Below are 15,578 nucleotides of genomic sequence, written 5' to 3'. Positions count from 1 at the left end.
AGGTTTTTAAGATGAAATTCTTGGTCGTGAATGAAAAATATGCTACACTAACAATATGAAAATTTTAATCCCAACAGCAAAAGAAATGAACACAGACCATCCTTGTATCGAAGCACTTCCCTTGAGGGAAGAAAGTCAGGCAGTCCTTGACTCACTGGCGCACTACTCAGCTAGTGAATTAGAGACCTTTTATAAGGTATCTGCCGAGAAAGCAGAAGAAGAGTACGCTCATATTCAAGCTTTAAAAGATCACAGTGCTAAACATTATCCAGCCTTGAAACTCTTTGATGGTCTCATGTATCGTCATATTAAACGAGATGGGTTAGCCGAGGCCGAACAAGCCTACCTGGAAAATCATGTTTTAATAACATCAGCTTTGTATGGCGTTGTTCCAGCCCTCTCTCCCATGGCTCCTCATCGTTTGGACTTCTTGATGAAGTTAAAAGTCGCTGGTAAAACTCTAAAGAGTCATTGGAAGTCAGCCTACGATGAGGCACTTCAGGATGAGGACTTGATATTCTCACTCCTATCATCAGAGTTTGAAACTGTATTTTCGAAGGAAATTAGAGAAAAGATGGTGACTTTCAAATTTATGGAGGATAAGGCAGGTCAGTTGAAAATCCACTCAACCATTTCAAAAAAAGCGCGTGGGGCCTTTTTGACCGCCTTGATAGAGGGGCAAGTCCAAACAGTCGAACAAGCTCGCAAGCTCAGTTTTGCCGGCTTTGACTACCGACCTGATTTATCAAGTGATTTAGAACTCGTCTTTGTAAAACAAGCATAAAACCAGCTCGAATGAGCTGGTTTTTGCTGGATTAGTTGATGGCTGCAAGAAGATCGTCAGCTTGTTTTGCAAGTGATGAAGCAGTTGCTTCTTCTAACACCAATTTTCCGTCTGCCCAAGCAGAGTCATTGACACGTGCAGCAGTGAAATCACCAACGACTTGTGTACGGATAAATGGCAAGAGGTCTTTGTAAATGGCAAAGAGTTGATCGTGACCGGCATTGGCTACAGATGAGACAGTAACAAACTTGTCTTGGAGGGCAGAAGCGCTACGTGTATCAGACAAGTCAAGGGCACGAGAGAGCCAGTCAAGCAAGTTTTTCACTGTTCCAGGGATAGAGAAGTTGTAGACTGGAGAGAAGATCCAGATCGCATCCGCAGCAAGGACTGCTTCACGAGCAGCAGCTACAGCTGGATGAGTTGGAACTTCAAGATCTTGGCTGAAGAGAGGAACAGCTGAGTAATCAAGATAGCTGACTTCCGCTTTTCCAGCAAGTGCTTTTTCAGCTTCGAGGGCCATTTGGTGGTTGAAAGAACCTTGGCGTAGTGAACCGACGATAAATAATACTTTTTTAGACATGATGTGTCTCCTTTAGTTTAAAATTCAAAGAGCGAACTCTTTTGTTACTATCTATGTTACAACAAATGATACTAATTAGCAATAAATGTGCTCACAAATTTTTAAATTTTTTTAAAATCCGGATTAAGTCTTCCTTTTCGCCATTTTCCAAAATGCTGAGTGCTTCTACGATAGAATCGATATGTCCAGGAAGAATCTCTTCGATTTTTCTGCGTCCTGCAGGTGTTAATTTCAGGAAAAAAGAGCGACGATCCTTGGGGTCGCAAGTTCTAGAAATCCAGCCATCTCGAACCATATTTCGAATGACAACAGTCATGTTTCCAGAAGTGGCTAGCATTTTTTCAATCAAATCCTGAATGCGTAGTTCCCCCTTGCTGTAGAGGGTTTCCAAAACTGAAAATTGAGTGGGTGTTAGCCCGTGTTCTTTGGCAGCCTTGGCTTCATATGGTTTAAAAGTCCGTACGGCTTTGTTGAGGACGATAGCTGTTTTTAAATCTAATTGATTATCGGAAATTTTCTCTTTCAAATATTGTTTCATAAGGCTATTTTATCAATAATGAGAGAGAAAAACAAGAACTTATATTTTATAGGAAAAGATTCTTAGAATGTTCCTGTCTTCACTTGTAATAAAGAAGGAGAGATGGTAAAATAGACGAGTGAAACTAAGACAGAAAAAAGCAAAAAACAAGCTACTTTTACAGTATGGAATCGGCATTACTTTAGTATTACTAGTCATGACCACTTCCTTCCTTTATCTGATCTCTCTAAGTATGAAGCCCTATCAGGATGCTAGGATTGAGGGAGAAAAACTAGCCAAGCAGTATGCAGAATTGGAAAAGGCAGACCAGGTTGATTTTTATAATGGACTAGAAAGCTATTACAGCGTTCTGGGGCATAATAAAAAGCAAGAGGCCATTGCCGTACTGATTGAAAAGAATGAACATAAGATTTATGTTTATCAGCTAGATAAGGGGATTTCTCAAGACAAGGCAGCGACGATTTCGAGGGAAAAAGGAGCTAGCGACATTGACAAAGTCACCTTTGGTCGTTATCAGGACAAGCCGATTTGGGAAGTCAAGTCAGGAAACCAGTACTATCTGGTCGACTTTGAAACAGGAGCAGTGATCCAATAAAGGAGGACATATGAAACTATCCAAACGTGTACTAGAAATGGAAGAAAGCGTCACTCTAGCTAGTGATGCAAGAGCCAAGGCATTAAAAGCTCAAGGAAAGGATGTTCTTTTCTTAACCTTGGGACAGCCTGATTTTCATACTCCTGAAAACATTCAGGATGCAGCGGTAGAAGCGATTCGAGATGGACGAGCTTCCTTCTATACAGTTGCTTCAGGCCTACCAGAGTTAAAAGCAGCGGTTAATACCTATTTTAAACGCCACTATGGGTATTCTGTAGCAGCCAACGAAGTTACCTTTGCCACTGGTGCTAAGTTCTCTCTCTACACCTTCTTTATGGCTGTGGTCAATCCAGGTGATGAGGTCATCATTCCTACACCATATTGGGTCAGCTATGGGGATCAAGTCAAAATGGCAGAAGGTGTGCCAGTCTTTGTCCAGGCCAAGGAAGACAATCACTTTAAAGTAACAGTAGAGCAGCTAGAAGCAGCCCGAACAGATAAGACCAAAGTCTTGGTTCTTAATTCACCATCGAATCCGACTGGTATGATTTACTCTCGTGAGGAACTCATGGCTATCGGAAATTGGGCTGTTGCGCATGATGTCCTTATCCTAGCAGATGATATTTATGGACGTCTGGTTTATAACGGGAACGAATTTGTTCCAATTTCTAGTCTGTCAGAAGCCATTCGCAAGCAAACCATCGTGATTAACGGTGTATCTAAGGCCTATGCCATGACTGGTTGGCGGGTAGGTTATGCTGTGGGAAATCCTGAGATTATCTCTGCTATGAGCAAACTAACAGGACAAACAACTTCCAACCTGACTGCTGTATCGCAATATGCTACCATTGAAGCCCTAACTGGGCCACAAGATTCTGTCGAAATCATGCGCCAGGCTTTTGAGGAACGTTTGAACACTATTTATCCTCTCTTGTGCAAAGTACCAGGATTTGAAGTTGTCAAGCCCCAAGGAGCCTTCTATCTTTTCCCAAATGTTAAAAAAGCGATGGAAATGAAGGGTTATACCGATGTGACAGAGTTTACAACGGCTATTCTCGAAGAAGTCGGTCTTGCCTTGATTACAGGAGCTGGATTTGGAGCACCAGAAAATGTTCGTCTCAGCTATGCCACAGACTTGGATACATTAAAAGAAGCTATTCGCCGTTTGCATCAATTTATGGAAAAATAAAATTTAGAATCTTCGTCGTCTTGGCGAAGATTTTTTGTAACGAAAATCTCACGAATTTTCTCTAGTAGAACCTAGCTATCGCAGTCTATTTATGGTAAAATAGTGAGTAATGATGTCTTCGGACAAGTTAAACGAAAAAAGGAAGATAGATTATGACAAAACGTGTAACAATTATCGATGTAAAAGACTACGTTGGTCAAGAAGTGACCATTGGAGCCTGGGTTGCCAACAAATCTGGAAAAGGGAAAATTGCCTTCTTGCAATTGCGCGATGGAACAGCCTTCTTCCAAGGTGTAGCCTTTAAACCAAACTTTGTAGAAAAATTTGGTGAAGAAGTGGGACTTGAGAAGTTTGATGTTATCAAACGTTTGAGCCAAGAAACGTCTGTTTATGTGACAGGGATTGTCAAAGAAGACGAACGTTCTAAGTTTGGCTATGAGTTGGATATTACAGACATCGAAGTGATCGGTGAATCTCAAGACTACCCTATCACACCAAAAGAACACGGAACAGACTTCTTGATGGACAACCGTCACTTGTGGCTCCGCTCTCGTAAGCAAGTGGCTGTGATGCAAATCCGTAACGCTATCATCTATGCAACTTATGAGTTTTTTGACAAGAACGGTTTTATGAAGTTTGATAGCCCAATTCTTTCAGGAAATGCAGCAGAAGACTCTACTGAACTCTTTGAAACAGACTACTTTGGAACGCCAGCCTACTTGAGCCAATCAGGTCAGCTTTACCTAGAGGCAGGTGCTATGGCTCTTGGTCGTGTCTTTGACTTTGGTCCAGTATTCCGTGCGGAGAAATCAAAAACGCGCCGTCACTTGACTGAGTTCTGGATGATGGATGCGGAGTACTCCTACTTGACACACGATGAGTCACTTGACTTGCAAGAAGCTTATGTGAAAGCTCTTCTTCAAGGCGTTTTGGATCGTGCGCCTCAAGCCTTGGAAACCTTGGAACGTGATGCAGAACTCTTGAAACGCTACATTGCTGAGCCATTCAAACGCATCACTTACGATCAAGCCATTGACCTCTTGCAAGAGCATGAGAATGATGAAGATGCTGATTACGAGCATTTGGAGCATGGAGATGACTTTGGTTCACCACACGAAACATGGATTTCAAACCATTTTGGTGTGCCAACATTTGTCATGAACTACCCAGCAGCTATCAAGGCCTTCTACATGAAACCAGTTCCTGGAAATCCAGAGCGCGTGCTTTGTGCAGACTTGCTTGCACCAGAAGGTTACGGAGAAATCATCGGTGGTTCTATGCGTGAGGAAGACTATGATGCCCTTGTCGCTAAGATGGAAGAACTTGGCATGGATCGTACAGAATACGAATTCTACCTTGACCTTCGTAAATACGGTACAGTGCCACACGGTGGATTTGGTATCGGTATCGAGCGTATGGTAACCTTCGCAGCAGGTACAAAACACATCCGCGAAGCGATTCCATTCCCTCGTATGTTGTACCGCATCAAACCATAAAATAAATCAAAACGCCCTAGGGGCGTTTTTTCAAAGTAGAAGAAAGAAGAGGTGGAGAACATGTAAAGCACAGCTTAACAAGTGACAAACACAAAGAGACAAATACACTTGTTAAAGGAGAAACTATGTTTAAACGAAATTACCGGAAGAATATCGGTCTCATGGCTGGTGTGGAATTTTTTGCCTTTTTGGGCATTACCAGCTTTTGGATTTTATTTCTCAGTCAAAATGGGATGTCACTTTGGCAGATTGGCTTATTGGAAAGTATTTTTCATGCTACCAGTGTCATCTGTGAAATTCCCTCGGGAATGTTAGCTGACCGCTATTCCTATAAAACCAATCTGTATTTAAGTCGAATAGCTGGGATTGCGTCGTCTATTCTCATGTTACTAGGACAAGGTAATTTTTGGATTTATGCACTTGCTATGGTGGTGAGTGCCTTGTCTTATAATTTTGATTCGGGGACGAGTGCAGCCATGGTTTATGATTCAGCCGTGGAGGCTGGATTAAAAGAGCGCTACTTATCTATCTCAAGTTTTATGTCAGGAGTCGCAGAAGGCACTCGGTCTTTAGGGACGGTTTTAGCAGGATTTTTTGTCCATGGTCAATTACACTTGACCTACTATATCATGATTGCTACTTCTATTATCGTTCTTTTCCTAACATGGATGTTAAAAGAACCTAGTGTTAAAGCGCAAAAATCTGAGCGTTTAACGATGAAAAAGATTATGTTGACTGTCAAAGAGGAGTTGCAGAGAAATCCCAGTCTTTTTGGTTGGATGATTCTGTCCCAAATCATCGGAACACTGATGTGTATGTTTTATTTTTACTATCAAAATCAACTGCCTGACCTAGAAGGATGGCAGATTTCGATGGTCATGCTGATGGGCAGTGCATTGAATATCTGGGCAGTTTATCTAGCAAGTAAGATTGGAAAGAGGTATTCAGCATTAAAACTTTTTCCAATTCTTGTCCTCTTGACGGGAGGAACTTATTTGCTGTCCTACTTTGGTACGCCACTGATTTATATTTTAGTTTATTTGATTAGTAACGCCTTATATGCTCTCTTTCAACCGATTTTTGACAACGATTTACAAAAGCGACTCCCAAGTGAGGTACGGGCAACCATGCTAAGTGTCTACTCTATGATGTTCAGCCTGAGTATGATCGTCATTTTTCCTCTGACGGGCTGGTTGATTGACTATCTAGGATTTGTAGTAGCCTTCCTTTACTTAGGGCTCATTTTAGTACTAGCCAGCTTTTTGCTATTTTTCATTTTGAAAGAGATGGCTGGATCTTTGGAACTAAAAGAGAATGTTATTTCTAAGAAATAGAGTTATTTTTCACTTTTATCTTTTTTCTCTTGCTATCTACCAGCTTTTCTAGTATAATAGTTTATTGTGAGCAAACCTCACTTACCCCTTGCAAAGACTAGGGGTCATTAGACCAAAAGGAGGAACATATCAATGGCTAAATACGAAATTCTTTATATCATTCGTCCAAACATTGAAGAAGAAGCGAAAAACGCTTTGGTAGCACGTTTTGACTCTATCTTGACTGACAACGGTGCAACTGTTGTTGAATCAAAATCATGGGAAAAACGTCGTCTTGCATACGAAATCCAAGATTTCCGTGAAGGACTTTACCACATCGTTAACGTTGAAGCAAACGACGACGCAGCTCTTAAAGAGTTTGACCGTCTTTCAAAAATCAACGCTGACATTCTTCGTCACATGATCGTCAAACTTGACGCGTAAGAAGGTAAATTATGATTAACAATGTTGTACTTGTAGGGCGTATGACACGTGACGCTGAGTTGCGTTATACCCCATCAAATGTAGCAGTTGCGACTTTTACTCTTGCAGTAAACCGTACATTCAAGAGTCAAAATGGCGAACGTGAGGCTGATTTCATCAATGTCGTTATGTGGCGCCAACAGGCTGAAAATCTTGCTAACTGGGCTAAAAAAGGCTCTCTTATCGGGATCACAGGTCGTATCCAGACTCGTAGTTACGATAACCAGCAAGGACAACGTGTCTACGTAACAGAAGTCGTGGCTGATAATTTCCAAATGTTGGAAAGCCGTAGCGTGCGTGAAGGACATACAGGTGGAGCTTATTCTGCACCAACTGCTAGTTATACAGCACCTACACAATCAGTACCTGACTTTTCACGTGATGAAAATCCATTTGGAGCAACCAATCCATTGGATATTTCAGATGATGATTTACCATTCTAATGGACAATTAAAACTATAAAGGAGAAAAAACATGGCTCAACAACGTCGTGGCGGATTCAAACGCCGTAAAAAAGTTGATTACATCGCAGCAAACAAAATTGAATATGTTGATTACAAAGATACTGAGCTTCTTAGCCGTTTCGTTTCAGAACGTGGGAAAATCCTTCCTCGTCGTGTAACAGGAACTTCAGCTAAAAACCAACGTAAAGTAACAACAGCTATCAAACGCGCTCGCGTAATGGCTTTGATGCCTTTCGTAAACGAAGATTAAAGAAAAAAAAGACCCCAACGGGTCTTTTTTTCACGAGCTTTGAAATGAGAAGGGGAGTTCGGTCCAGTGGACCTCTTTTTCATGAGCTGGAAAATAAAAAAGCGAATTAAGACCCACCTGGGTCTTTTTTTCACGAGTATGGAAGTGTGAAAGCGAGTTGGGCCCGGGTGGACCTCTTTTTCATGAGCTTGAAAATAAGAAAGCGAATTAAGGTCCTTATGGGTCTTTTTTAGGTTCTGGGGACCTCTTTTTCAGATTTTTATGGGTATCTGTTAGAAACAGCTACTTTTGAATCTAGTAGGATTTTAATTTTAGCCAGCTAGTTCTTTTTCTTTTTATCTTCATTCTCGTGCTATAATGGTAGGAGAAAACTTTAAAGGATCAGCTTATGAAGACAATATGTTCAATTAGAGAAATGCAAGAATCTGACATTAAAGATCTATCCCAAGGTTTTATCAATCAAGGTTGGCCGGGTAGAGAAGAAATTTTGGCTAGGTATTTTCTTGAACAAGAATGTGGAGAGAGAGAAGTCTCAGTTGCAGAGGTTGAGGGTGTAGTAGCGGGGTACATCACTATTTTACCAATTGCCAAGCATGGTCCCTTTGCTGGAATGTCTCCAGAACTTTCAGATTTCAATGTCTTTGAGCCCTTTCAAAATCAAGGTATTGGAAATCTCTTGCTGGAAGAAGCAGAAAAACGAGTTAAGCTCATATCGGATAAGGTAACCCTTGGTGTTGGCCTCCATTCAGGGTATGGCCCTGCCCAGAGATTGTATATCAGACGGGGCTACATTCCAGATGGTTCAGGCGTTTGGTATCAGAACCAACCGTTGGAAATGAATGCCACTATTCAAAATAATGATGATTTAGTTTTGTACTTATCCAAAGAATTTGAATAAGAGGTAGCAAATTTTTTGAAGATATGGGATTTCTCTACTTTATGGTATAATGGAAAGAGTTAGATTGAAAGAGGTAGAGAGATGGATGCAAAATTAAAATACAAGGCAAAGAAGATTAAGATTGTCTTTTTTGATATTGATGATACCCTGCGTACGTCAAAGACAGGTTTTATTCCAGCTACAATTCCCACTGTCTTTAAACAGTTGCGTGAAAAAGGAATTTTAACAGGAATTGCCTCTGGTCGTGGCATTTTTGGTGTTGTTCCAGAGATTCGTAAGCTCAAACCTGACTTTTTTGTAACCCTAAATGGGGCCTATATAGAAGATAAAAAAGGAAATGTCGTTTATCAAAATCAGATTGAGAAGTCAAATGTAGAAGAATACATTTCTTGGACTAAGAAAGAGGGGATTGAATATGGTTTGGTTGGCAGTCATGCTGCTAAACTCTCCACTCGAACAGAACTGATAAGTGAGGCGATTGATCCGATTTATCCAAACTTGGATGTGGATTCTGACTTCCATGAAAAAGTAGACATTTATCAGATGTGGACCTTTGAGGATAGAGGGGATGACTTGCACTTGCCAGATTCATTGTCGGATAAACTTCGCATGGTGCGTTGGCATGAACATTCATCTGATGTGGTACCAATTGCAGGCTCAAAGGCTGCTGGTGTGGCAAAGGTTGTAGAACACCTAGGATTGAAACCAGAGAACGTCATGGTCTTCGGAGATGGGCTCAATGACTTAGAACTCTTTGATTATGCAGGAATTAGTATTGCCATGGGAGTTTCCCACGAAAAGATCAAAGAAAAAGCAGATTATATTACAAAAACAGTAGAAGAAGATGGCATTTTTGATGCCTTAGAAGGATTTGGTATGGTAGAAAAAGAATTGCATTTCCCACAAGTAAACATTGAAACAGTAGAAGGTCCGTTGGCGACTATTAAGACAAATCACGGAGACTTGCGTATCAAGCTTTTCCCTGAACAGGCTCCCAAAACAGTAGCAAACTTTGTCGCTCTTTCAAAAGATGGTTACTATGATGGAGTGATTTTCCATCGCATTATCAAGGACTTTATGATCCAAGGTGGAGACCCAACTGGTACTGGTATGGGGGGAGAGTCCATTTATGGACAAGCTTTTGAAGATGAATTTTCTGAAGAACTCTATAATGTTCGCGGGGCTCTTTCTATGGCCAATGCTGGTCCAAATACCAATGGCAGTCAGTTCTTTATCGTGCAAAACCAACACTTGCCATACTCTAAGAAAGAGATTGCACGTGGTGGCTGGCCTGAACCAATCGCTGAGATCTATGCAGAGCAAGGTGGAACTCCTCACCTTGACCGTCGTCACACTGTTTTTGGGCAATTGGTAGATGCAGAATCTTTTGCAGTCTTGGATGCCATTGCAGCTGTTGAAACTGGTGCTATGGACAAGCCAGTTGAAGATGTAGTAATTGAAACGATTGAAATTGAGGACTAGGATGAAAATTGGTGATAAGCTAAAGGGGCGTATTACAGGAATTCAGCCCTATGGTGCCTTTGTCGAGTTAGAGACAGGGGTGATTGGGCTGATTCATATTTCAGAGATTCGGACAGGATTTATCGAAAATATCTATGAGGTTTTGAAAATTGGTGAAGAAGTGCAAGTTCAGGTTGTTGATTTAGACGAATTTTCAGGTAAAGCTAGTCTATCTATTCGCACTCTGGAGGAAGAAAAACATCAATTGCCAAGACGGAGACGTTTTTCAAATGATCGTATCAAGCATGGTTTTGCACCACTTGGGCGAATGATGCCAATCTGGACAAAGGAAGCCCTCAACAATCTGAGAGAGAAAAACTAGTTTATTAGATTTCGTATTTTTAAAAATCAATATATGGAAGAACAATTATTAAAACCAGGAGAGCGAATCAACCAGCTCTTTTCGACAGATATCAAGATCATTCAAAATAGAGAAGTGTTTAGCTATTCGGTGGATAGTGTTCTCTTGTCACGCTTTCCTCGCTTCCCTAAAAATGGCTTAATAGTGGATTTTTGTGCTGGAAATGGTGCAGTGGGACTTTTTGCAAGTAGTCGTACCAAGGCAAAAATTCTCTCTGTAGAGATTCAGGAACGCTTGGCAGACATGGCAGAGCGTTCGGTTCAGTTGAATGGTTTGGAAGAGCAGATGCGGGTCATCTGCGATGATTTGAAAAATATGCCTGCCCACATTCAGGGAAGTAAGGTGGATATGATTTTGTGCAATCCGCCTTATTTCAAGGTGGATCCGCATTCTAATCTGAATGAGAGTGAACACTACCTCCTAGCAAGACACGAAATTGCGACTAACCTAGAAGAAATCTGTCGCAGTGCTCAGAGTATTCTCAAGTCTAATGGTCGTTTGGTCATGGTTCATCGTCCAGATCGGCTCTTGGATATCCTAGACATGCTTCAACGCCACAATTTGGCACCCAAGCGCCTGCAATTTGTCTATCCTAAACAACAGAAGGAGGCCAATATGCTCTTAATCGAAGCTATCAAGGATGGATCGACAAGTGGTTTCAAGGTCCTGCCACCACTCATTGTTCACAATGAAGATGGTTCCTACACGCCAGAAATTCAAGAGATTTACTATGGATCATAAGGCATATATGTATGTGGTGGAGTGTAGTGACGGTTCTTACTATACGGGCTATACAACGGATGTGAAAAAACGCCTTGCCGTTCATAATAGTGGTAAGGGAGCCAAGTATACCCGAGCTCGCTTGCCAGTCAAACTCATCTATGTAGAGGGTTTTGCTAGCAAGGAAGAAGCCATGTCTGCAGAGGCTCTCCTCAAACGCAAGAAACGTCCACAGAAAGAACGATTTTTATCCGAAAATCAAGAGAAAAATCTAGTCAATCATATTGATATCTAATGAGGGGGCCTTTGACTCCTCTTACTTTTGTCAAAAGAGGAAAAAAGTGCTAAAATAAGATGAATAAATTTAAAGAGGTATTATCATGTCTAAGATTCTAGTATTTGGTCACCAAAATCCAGACTCAGATGCCATCGGGTCATCTGTAGCCTTTGCTTATCTTGCAAAAGAGGCTTATGGATTGGACACAGAAGCAGTTGCTCTCGGTACTCCAAACGAAGAAACAGCCTTTGTTTTGAACTATTTTGGTGTAGAAGCACCACGTGTTATCACATCTGCTAAAGCAGAAGGTGCAGAGCAAGTTATCTTAACTGACCACAATGAATTCCAACAATCAGTGTCAGATATCGCTGAAGTAGAAGTTTACGGTGTTGTAGACCACCACCGTGTGGCTAATTTTGAAACTGCCAGCCCGCTCTACATGCGTTTGGAACCAGTTGGATCAGCTTCATCTATTGTTTACCGCATGTTCAAAGAACATGGTGTAGCAGTTCCTAAAGAGATTGCTGGTTTGATGCTTTCAGGTTTGATTTCAGATACCCTTCTTTTGAAATCTCCAACAACACACCCAACAGATAAAGTCATTGCTCCTGAATTGGCTGAATTGGCTGGTGTGAACTTGGAAGAGTACGGCCTCGCGATGCTGAAAGCTGGTACAAACTTGGCTAGTAAATCTGCTGAAGAATTGATTGATATCGATGCTAAGACTTTTGAACTCAACGGAAACAAGGTTCGTGTTGCCCAAGTCAATACTGTTGATATCGCTGAAGTCTTGGAACGCCAAGCTGAAATCGAAGCAGCAATGCAAGCTGCCAACGCAGCAAACGGCTACTCTGACTTTGTCTTGATGATTACTGATATTGTGAACTCAAACTCAGAAATTTTGGCTCTTGGATCAAACATGGACAAGGTTGAAGCTGCCTTCAACTTTAAACTTGAAAACAACCATGCTTTTCTTCCAGGTGCCGTTTCACGTAAGAAACAAGTGGTACCTCAGTTGACTGAAAGCTTTAATGGCTAATAGCCTGAGTGATAATTGAAACGAGGAAACTTTAGTTTCCTTATAGCTAAAGGAGTCTCGGCTCCTTTTTTTCTAGGAGAGAAAGATGTTAGAAAATGGCGATTTGATTTTTGTGAAGGATCTTTCAGATATGGGGCAGGCCATCCAGGCTTCTACTGGGAACTATAGTCATGTAGCTATCTTTTTGGACGGTTTGATCTACCATGCTAGTGGGCAAGCAGGGGTAATCTGTCAAGGACCAGATGAATTTTTTGAACCGACTCATCTCTATGACCTTTATGTCTATCCAGAGATGGAAGCTGACTTGGTAAAGGAAAGAGCCAGCAAACATTTAGGTGCACCCTATAACGCCTCTTTTTATCCAGATGGGTCTGGTTTTTACTGCTCCCAGTACATCGCGGAAATTCTTCCTATTTTTGAGACTATTCCTATGCAATTTGGAGATGGGGAGCAGGAGATTAGTGATTTCTGGAGGGAATATTACAGGAAACTCGAACTTCCTGTGCCTCTGAATCAACCAGGGACCAATCCTAGTCAACTAGCAGCATCTTCTCTTTTAGAATGTAAAGAAAGGAATCTTCATGATTCAGATTTTTAATCCATCTCGTTTGACTCGACAGCCATTTTTTATAGATTTGGTTGACTATCTGGACCAGCATGACGATGTGATTCTACGAGAAATCAAGGCCCAGTTTCCAGATGTGGCAGTTGATAAACTCATGGAAGAGTATATAAAGGCAGGCTTGATCCTAAGGGAAAACAAACGCTATTCCCTCAATCTCCCTTTTCTAGAATCAATAGACAGTCTGGCTCTTGACCAAGAAATTTTTGTCAGAGAGGACAGTCCAGTCTATCAAGCCTTACTGGAGAAGACTTTTGAGACAGAATTGCGCAATCAGACCAATGCAGCCATTTTAGTCGAATCTACGGATTTTGCAAGAGAAAAGATGACCCTGTCGAATTATTTCTACAAGGTTAAGAATCAATATCCATTGACAGAAAAACAGCAGGAACTCTATGCCATTTTGGGGGATGTCAATCCTGAGTATGCTCTCAAGTATATGACGACTTTTTTACTGAAGTTCCTCAAAAAAGACCATCTTATGCAGAAACGCCGTGATATCTTCGTTGAGAGTCTAGTCGTCTTGGGCTATGTAGTGCAAAACGAAGAAGGGAAGTATGAGTTGGCTGTTGATTTTGACAAGGAGCGGTTGACTTTCTATTTACCTTAATTGCTTCATTTTGAGCAGATTGTTTGACTTTGCTAAAGAATAAGCATAAACTGAATGTAAGCGATAACCATTATCGTATTAAAAGCAAAGGAGACAGAGTTATGTCACTTGAAAATAAATTGGAACAAGCAACTGGTGCTATCAAAGAAGGATTTGGGAAAGTTACTGGCGATAGCAAAACAGAAGCAGAAGGTGCTGTAGAAAAAACAGTTGCGAAAGCAAAAGAAGTAGTTGAAGATGCTAAAGGCGCTGTAGAAGGTGCCGTTGAAGGTCTTAAAAATTCATTTAAGAAAGAAGACTAAAAAAACCAAGGGAAAGCCTCCCTTGATTTTTTGATTTTATAGATAACGTTCTGCGATAGCTGCGTCTCCAGGATAGTCTTCTTTCTTTCCTTGGACGATCTGGTAGCAATCAGCTCCCTTACCAGCAATAATCACGGCATCGAGTTCTTGATTTGTGATGGCCATCGCGGCCTTGATGGCTTGTTCACGATCGGCAATCTTTTCAACAGGATGACTGATATAGCTGCTTATTTCTTCAGCAATGGCCATTGGATCTTCATAGTTGGGGTCATCAGCTGTGAGAAAGACTTGAATCTCAGGATGTTGATTGAGGAGGAGGCCAAAGTCTTTGCGGCGACTTTCACCCTTGTTTCCAGTCGAACCGAGAACCAGAGCAATTTTTCCAGTTTGATGGGTTTCAACAACAGAAATCAGTTTTTTCAGACTATCGCCATTGTGGGCATAGTCGATGAAGACCTTAGCGCCGTTTTTCTGTGTGAGGACTTCCATACGTCCAGGAACTCGGGTCGCAGCGATCCCTTTTTTGATATCTCCAAGACTGGCACCTAGACGAAGACAGGCAAGTCCTGCAGCAACGGCATTTTCTTGATTGAAGTGGCCGATGAGTTGAATATCATAATCACCAGCGAGTTTACCTGTAGCTGAAAAGCTAAAGGCTTTAGAGTTCTCGATATGGTTGCTTGACTGGCTACCATAGAAGTCATGTTCTTGATGTTCCACTTGTTCCTTCAGCACAGAGAAGTGGTCCATGTCGCTGTTAATGACAACTGCTCGGCTATTTTTCATCAAGAGACGTTTGTGGTAGAAGTAATCTTCAAAACTAGGGTGTTCAATTGGTCCGATATGGTCAGGAGTGATGTTAAGAAAGACACCTACATCAAAGGTCAGACCATAGACGCGTTTGACCAGATAGGCTTGACTAGAGACTTCCATGATGAGGTGGGTTCTACCATTCTTAACAGCTTGAGCCATCATATCAAAGAGATCAATGCTTTCAGGAGTTGTGAGGGCAGATTTAAAGAAGGTCTTACCATCTAAGGTTGTATTCATGGTAGACAGCATAGCTGGGCGATGGTGTTGAGCCAAGATGTTATAGGCAAAATAGGCTGCTGTTGTCTTACCCTTGGTTCCAGTGAAGGCGATAATTTTGAGTTTCTCTTGTGGATTACCATAAAACTCCATAGCAATCAAACTCATGGCTTTCTTAATATCGCTCACGACAATAACAGGAATACCGACTTCGTAGTCCTTTTCTGCGGCATACCAAGCTAAGCCTTGACTTATAGCGGATAGGAGGAATTCTTTTTTAAAGGCAGCGCCTTTTGCAAAAAAAAGAGTACCTTCTTTTACTTTTCTGCTGTCATAACTGATGCTATCAAAAACAACTTCACTGTAGTTGTAGTGGTAATGTCCTTGATCAATAATCTCGCGAAAAAGGCCATCTTTCTTTAAAATATCTAATGCGGTTTCAATCTTAATCATACTTTCTATTATAAACTTCAAGTCTGAATTTTACAAGTAACAAGGAAAAGTTTA

Annotated in this window: 20 protein-coding genes; 17 read left to right on the top strand and 3 right to left on the bottom strand. The window is 41.3% G+C overall.

Annotated features, from left to right (window positions below; all coding sequences use genetic code 11):
• The first annotated feature begins 55 nt into the window (after positions 1–55).
• The gene (gene yaaA / locus FQT28_RS06690; RefSeq protein WP_143989760.1) at positions 56–784 is read left to right on the top strand and encodes a peroxide stress protein YaaA; all 729 of its coding nucleotides are present in this window, start codon (positions 56–58) and stop codon (positions 782–784) included.
• A 31-nt stretch (positions 785–815) separates the two neighbouring features.
• Here the strand turns inward: yaaA and FQT28_RS06685 are convergent, their stop codons facing one another.
• Positions 816–1,364, bottom strand: a complete 549-nt coding sequence (locus tag FQT28_RS06685; protein WP_084853329.1) for an NADPH-dependent FMN reductase — start codon at positions 1,362–1,364, stop codon at positions 816–818.
• A 91-nt stretch (positions 1,365–1,455) separates the two neighbouring features.
• Positions 1,456–1,902 carry a MarR family winged helix-turn-helix transcriptional regulator gene (locus FQT28_RS06680; protein ID WP_143989759.1) on the bottom strand — a complete coding sequence of 149 codons (447 nt, stop codon included), beginning with the start codon at positions 1,900–1,902 and terminating at the stop codon, positions 1,456–1,458.
• 118 nt (positions 1,903–2,020) lie between these two features.
• Here FQT28_RS06680 and FQT28_RS06675 point away from each other — a divergent pair, with 118 nt between their 5' ends.
• From FQT28_RS06675 to FQT28_RS06600, 16 genes are all read left to right on the top strand, one after another.
• Positions 2,021–2,497 carry a cell wall elongation regulator TseB-like domain-containing protein gene (locus FQT28_RS06675; RefSeq protein WP_143989758.1) on the top strand — a complete coding sequence of 159 codons (477 nt, stop codon included), beginning with the start codon at positions 2,021–2,023 and terminating at the stop codon, positions 2,495–2,497.
• Between the two features lie 10 nt (positions 2,498–2,507).
• Positions 2,508–3,686 (top strand): pyridoxal phosphate-dependent aminotransferase, encoded by a 1,179-nt coding sequence (locus tag FQT28_RS06670; RefSeq protein WP_084948904.1) that lies wholly within the window; start codon positions 2,508–2,510, stop codon positions 3,684–3,686.
• A gap of 152 nt (positions 3,687–3,838) precedes the next feature.
• Positions 3,839–5,182, top strand: a complete 1,344-nt coding sequence (asnS, locus tag FQT28_RS06665; RefSeq protein WP_143989757.1) for an asparagine--tRNA ligase — start codon at positions 3,839–3,841, stop codon at positions 5,180–5,182.
• Positions 5,183–5,307: 125 nt separating this feature from the next.
• A complete protein-coding gene (locus FQT28_RS06660; RefSeq protein ID WP_143989756.1) occupies positions 5,308–6,516 on the top strand; it encodes an MFS transporter in 1,209 nt (402 codons plus the stop codon).
• A 132-nt stretch (positions 6,517–6,648) separates the two neighbouring features.
• Entirely contained in the window at positions 6,649–6,939 is a 291-nt protein-coding gene (gene rpsF / locus FQT28_RS06655) for a 30S ribosomal protein S6 (protein ID WP_001151782.1), read from the top strand.
• An 11-nt stretch (positions 6,940–6,950) separates the two neighbouring features.
• Positions 6,951–7,421: a single-stranded DNA-binding protein SsbA gene (gene ssbA / locus FQT28_RS06650; RefSeq protein ID WP_000609594.1), complete on the top strand. Its 471-nt coding sequence runs from the start codon at positions 6,951–6,953 to the stop codon at positions 7,419–7,421.
• 31 nt (positions 7,422–7,452) lie between these two features.
• The gene (gene rpsR / locus FQT28_RS06645; RefSeq protein WP_000068664.1) at positions 7,453–7,692 is read left to right on the top strand and encodes a 30S ribosomal protein S18; all 240 of its coding nucleotides are present in this window, start codon (positions 7,453–7,455) and stop codon (positions 7,690–7,692) included.
• A 388-nt stretch (positions 7,693–8,080) separates the two neighbouring features.
• A complete protein-coding gene (locus FQT28_RS06640) occupies positions 8,081–8,590 on the top strand; it encodes a GNAT family N-acetyltransferase (RefSeq protein WP_143989755.1) in 510 nt (169 codons plus the stop codon).
• Positions 8,591–8,671: 81 nt separating this feature from the next.
• Positions 8,672–10,072, top strand: coding sequence for a bifunctional Cof-type HAD-IIB family hydrolase/peptidylprolyl isomerase (locus FQT28_RS06635; protein WP_143989754.1), 1,401 nt, complete (start codon positions 8,672–8,674; stop codon positions 10,070–10,072).
• 1 nt (position 10,073) lies between these two features.
• Positions 10,074–10,433 (top strand): S1 RNA-binding domain-containing protein, encoded by a 360-nt coding sequence (locus FQT28_RS06630; RefSeq protein ID WP_038805977.1) that lies wholly within the window; start codon positions 10,074–10,076, stop codon positions 10,431–10,433.
• A 33-nt stretch (positions 10,434–10,466) separates the two neighbouring features.
• Positions 10,467–11,213, top strand: a complete 747-nt coding sequence (locus tag FQT28_RS06625) for a tRNA1(Val) (adenine(37)-N6)-methyltransferase (protein ID WP_143989753.1) — start codon at positions 10,467–10,469, stop codon at positions 11,211–11,213.
• Positions 11,203–11,487 carry a GIY-YIG nuclease family protein gene (locus FQT28_RS06620; protein WP_093585796.1) on the top strand — a complete coding sequence of 95 codons (285 nt, stop codon included), beginning with the start codon at positions 11,203–11,205 and terminating at the stop codon, positions 11,485–11,487. The genes FQT28_RS06625 and FQT28_RS06620 overlap by 11 nt, the downstream gene beginning before the upstream one ends.
• An 85-nt stretch (positions 11,488–11,572) precedes the next feature.
• Positions 11,573–12,508 carry a manganese-dependent inorganic pyrophosphatase gene (locus FQT28_RS06615; protein ID WP_084933749.1) on the top strand — a complete coding sequence of 312 codons (936 nt, stop codon included), beginning with the start codon at positions 11,573–11,575 and terminating at the stop codon, positions 12,506–12,508.
• A gap of 85 nt (positions 12,509–12,593) precedes the next feature.
• Positions 12,594–13,106 carry a YiiX/YebB-like N1pC/P60 family cysteine hydrolase gene (locus FQT28_RS06610; protein WP_131200311.1) on the top strand — a complete coding sequence of 171 codons (513 nt, stop codon included), beginning with the start codon at positions 12,594–12,596 and terminating at the stop codon, positions 13,104–13,106.
• Positions 13,090–13,740, top strand: a complete 651-nt coding sequence (locus tag FQT28_RS06605) for a DUF1803 domain-containing protein (RefSeq protein WP_143989752.1) — start codon at positions 13,090–13,092, stop codon at positions 13,738–13,740. Before FQT28_RS06610 ends, FQT28_RS06605 begins: the two co-directional genes overlap by 17 nt.
• Positions 13,741–13,841: 101 nt before the next feature.
• Entirely contained in the window at positions 13,842–14,042 is a 201-nt protein-coding gene (locus FQT28_RS06600) for a CsbD family protein (protein ID WP_000051185.1), read from the top strand.
• A gap of 36 nt (positions 14,043–14,078) precedes the next feature.
• On the opposite strand, the gene FQT28_RS06595 is transcribed toward FQT28_RS06600, so the two are convergent.
• Positions 14,079–15,524, bottom strand: a complete 1,446-nt coding sequence (locus FQT28_RS06595; RefSeq protein ID WP_084948890.1) for a UDP-N-acetylmuramoyl-L-alanyl-D-glutamate--L-lysine ligase — start codon at positions 15,522–15,524, stop codon at positions 14,079–14,081.
• Positions 15,525–15,578: the final 54 nt, after the last annotated feature.

The sequence above is a fragment of the Streptococcus oralis genome (assembly GCF_901543815.1).
GTDB lineage: Bacteria > Bacillota > Bacilli > Lactobacillales > Streptococcaceae > Streptococcus > Streptococcus oralis_CM.
Note: the sequence above shows the minus strand (reverse complement) of the source record. Positions and strands in the feature narration are given on the sequence as shown.

Coding starts and splice junctions, on each gene's coding strand:
- FQT28_RS06605 (WP_143989752.1), top strand. CDS start 13,090: ATGATTCAGATTTTTAATCCATCTCGTTTGACTCGACAGCCATTTTTT.
- yaaA (WP_143989760.1), top strand. CDS start 56: ATGAAAATTTTAATCCCAACAGCAAAAGAAATGAACACAGACCATCCT.
- FQT28_RS06635 (WP_143989754.1), top strand. CDS start 8,672: ATGGATGCAAAATTAAAATACAAGGCAAAGAAGATTAAGATTGTCTTT.
- FQT28_RS06625 (WP_143989753.1), top strand. CDS start 10,467: ATGGAAGAACAATTATTAAAACCAGGAGAGCGAATCAACCAGCTCTTT.
- FQT28_RS06595 (WP_084948890.1), bottom strand. CDS start 15,524: ATGATTAAGATTGAAACCGCATTAGATATTTTAAAGAAAGATGGCCTT.
- ssbA (WP_000609594.1), top strand. CDS start 6,951: ATGATTAACAATGTTGTACTTGTAGGGCGTATGACACGTGACGCTGAG.
- FQT28_RS06640 (WP_143989755.1), top strand. CDS start 8,081: ATGAAGACAATATGTTCAATTAGAGAAATGCAAGAATCTGACATTAAA.
- FQT28_RS06670 (WP_084948904.1), top strand. CDS start 2,508: ATGAAACTATCCAAACGTGTACTAGAAATGGAAGAAAGCGTCACTCTA.
- FQT28_RS06615 (WP_084933749.1), top strand. CDS start 11,573: ATGTCTAAGATTCTAGTATTTGGTCACCAAAATCCAGACTCAGATGCC.
- FQT28_RS06620 (WP_093585796.1), top strand. CDS start 11,203: ATGGATCATAAGGCATATATGTATGTGGTGGAGTGTAGTGACGGTTCT.
- FQT28_RS06680 (WP_143989759.1), bottom strand. CDS start 1,902: ATGAAACAATATTTGAAAGAGAAAATTTCCGATAATCAATTAGATTTA.
- FQT28_RS06600 (WP_000051185.1), top strand. CDS start 13,842: ATGTCACTTGAAAATAAATTGGAACAAGCAACTGGTGCTATCAAAGAA.
- FQT28_RS06630 (WP_038805977.1), top strand. CDS start 10,074: ATGAAAATTGGTGATAAGCTAAAGGGGCGTATTACAGGAATTCAGCCC.
- FQT28_RS06610 (WP_131200311.1), top strand. CDS start 12,594: ATGTTAGAAAATGGCGATTTGATTTTTGTGAAGGATCTTTCAGATATG.
- asnS (WP_143989757.1), top strand. CDS start 3,839: ATGACAAAACGTGTAACAATTATCGATGTAAAAGACTACGTTGGTCAA.
- rpsF (WP_001151782.1), top strand. CDS start 6,649: ATGGCTAAATACGAAATTCTTTATATCATTCGTCCAAACATTGAAGAA.
- FQT28_RS06685 (WP_084853329.1), bottom strand. CDS start 1,364: ATGTCTAAAAAAGTATTATTTATCGTCGGTTCACTACGCCAAGGTTCT.
- FQT28_RS06660 (WP_143989756.1), top strand. CDS start 5,308: ATGTTTAAACGAAATTACCGGAAGAATATCGGTCTCATGGCTGGTGTG.
- rpsR (WP_000068664.1), top strand. CDS start 7,453: ATGGCTCAACAACGTCGTGGCGGATTCAAACGCCGTAAAAAAGTTGAT.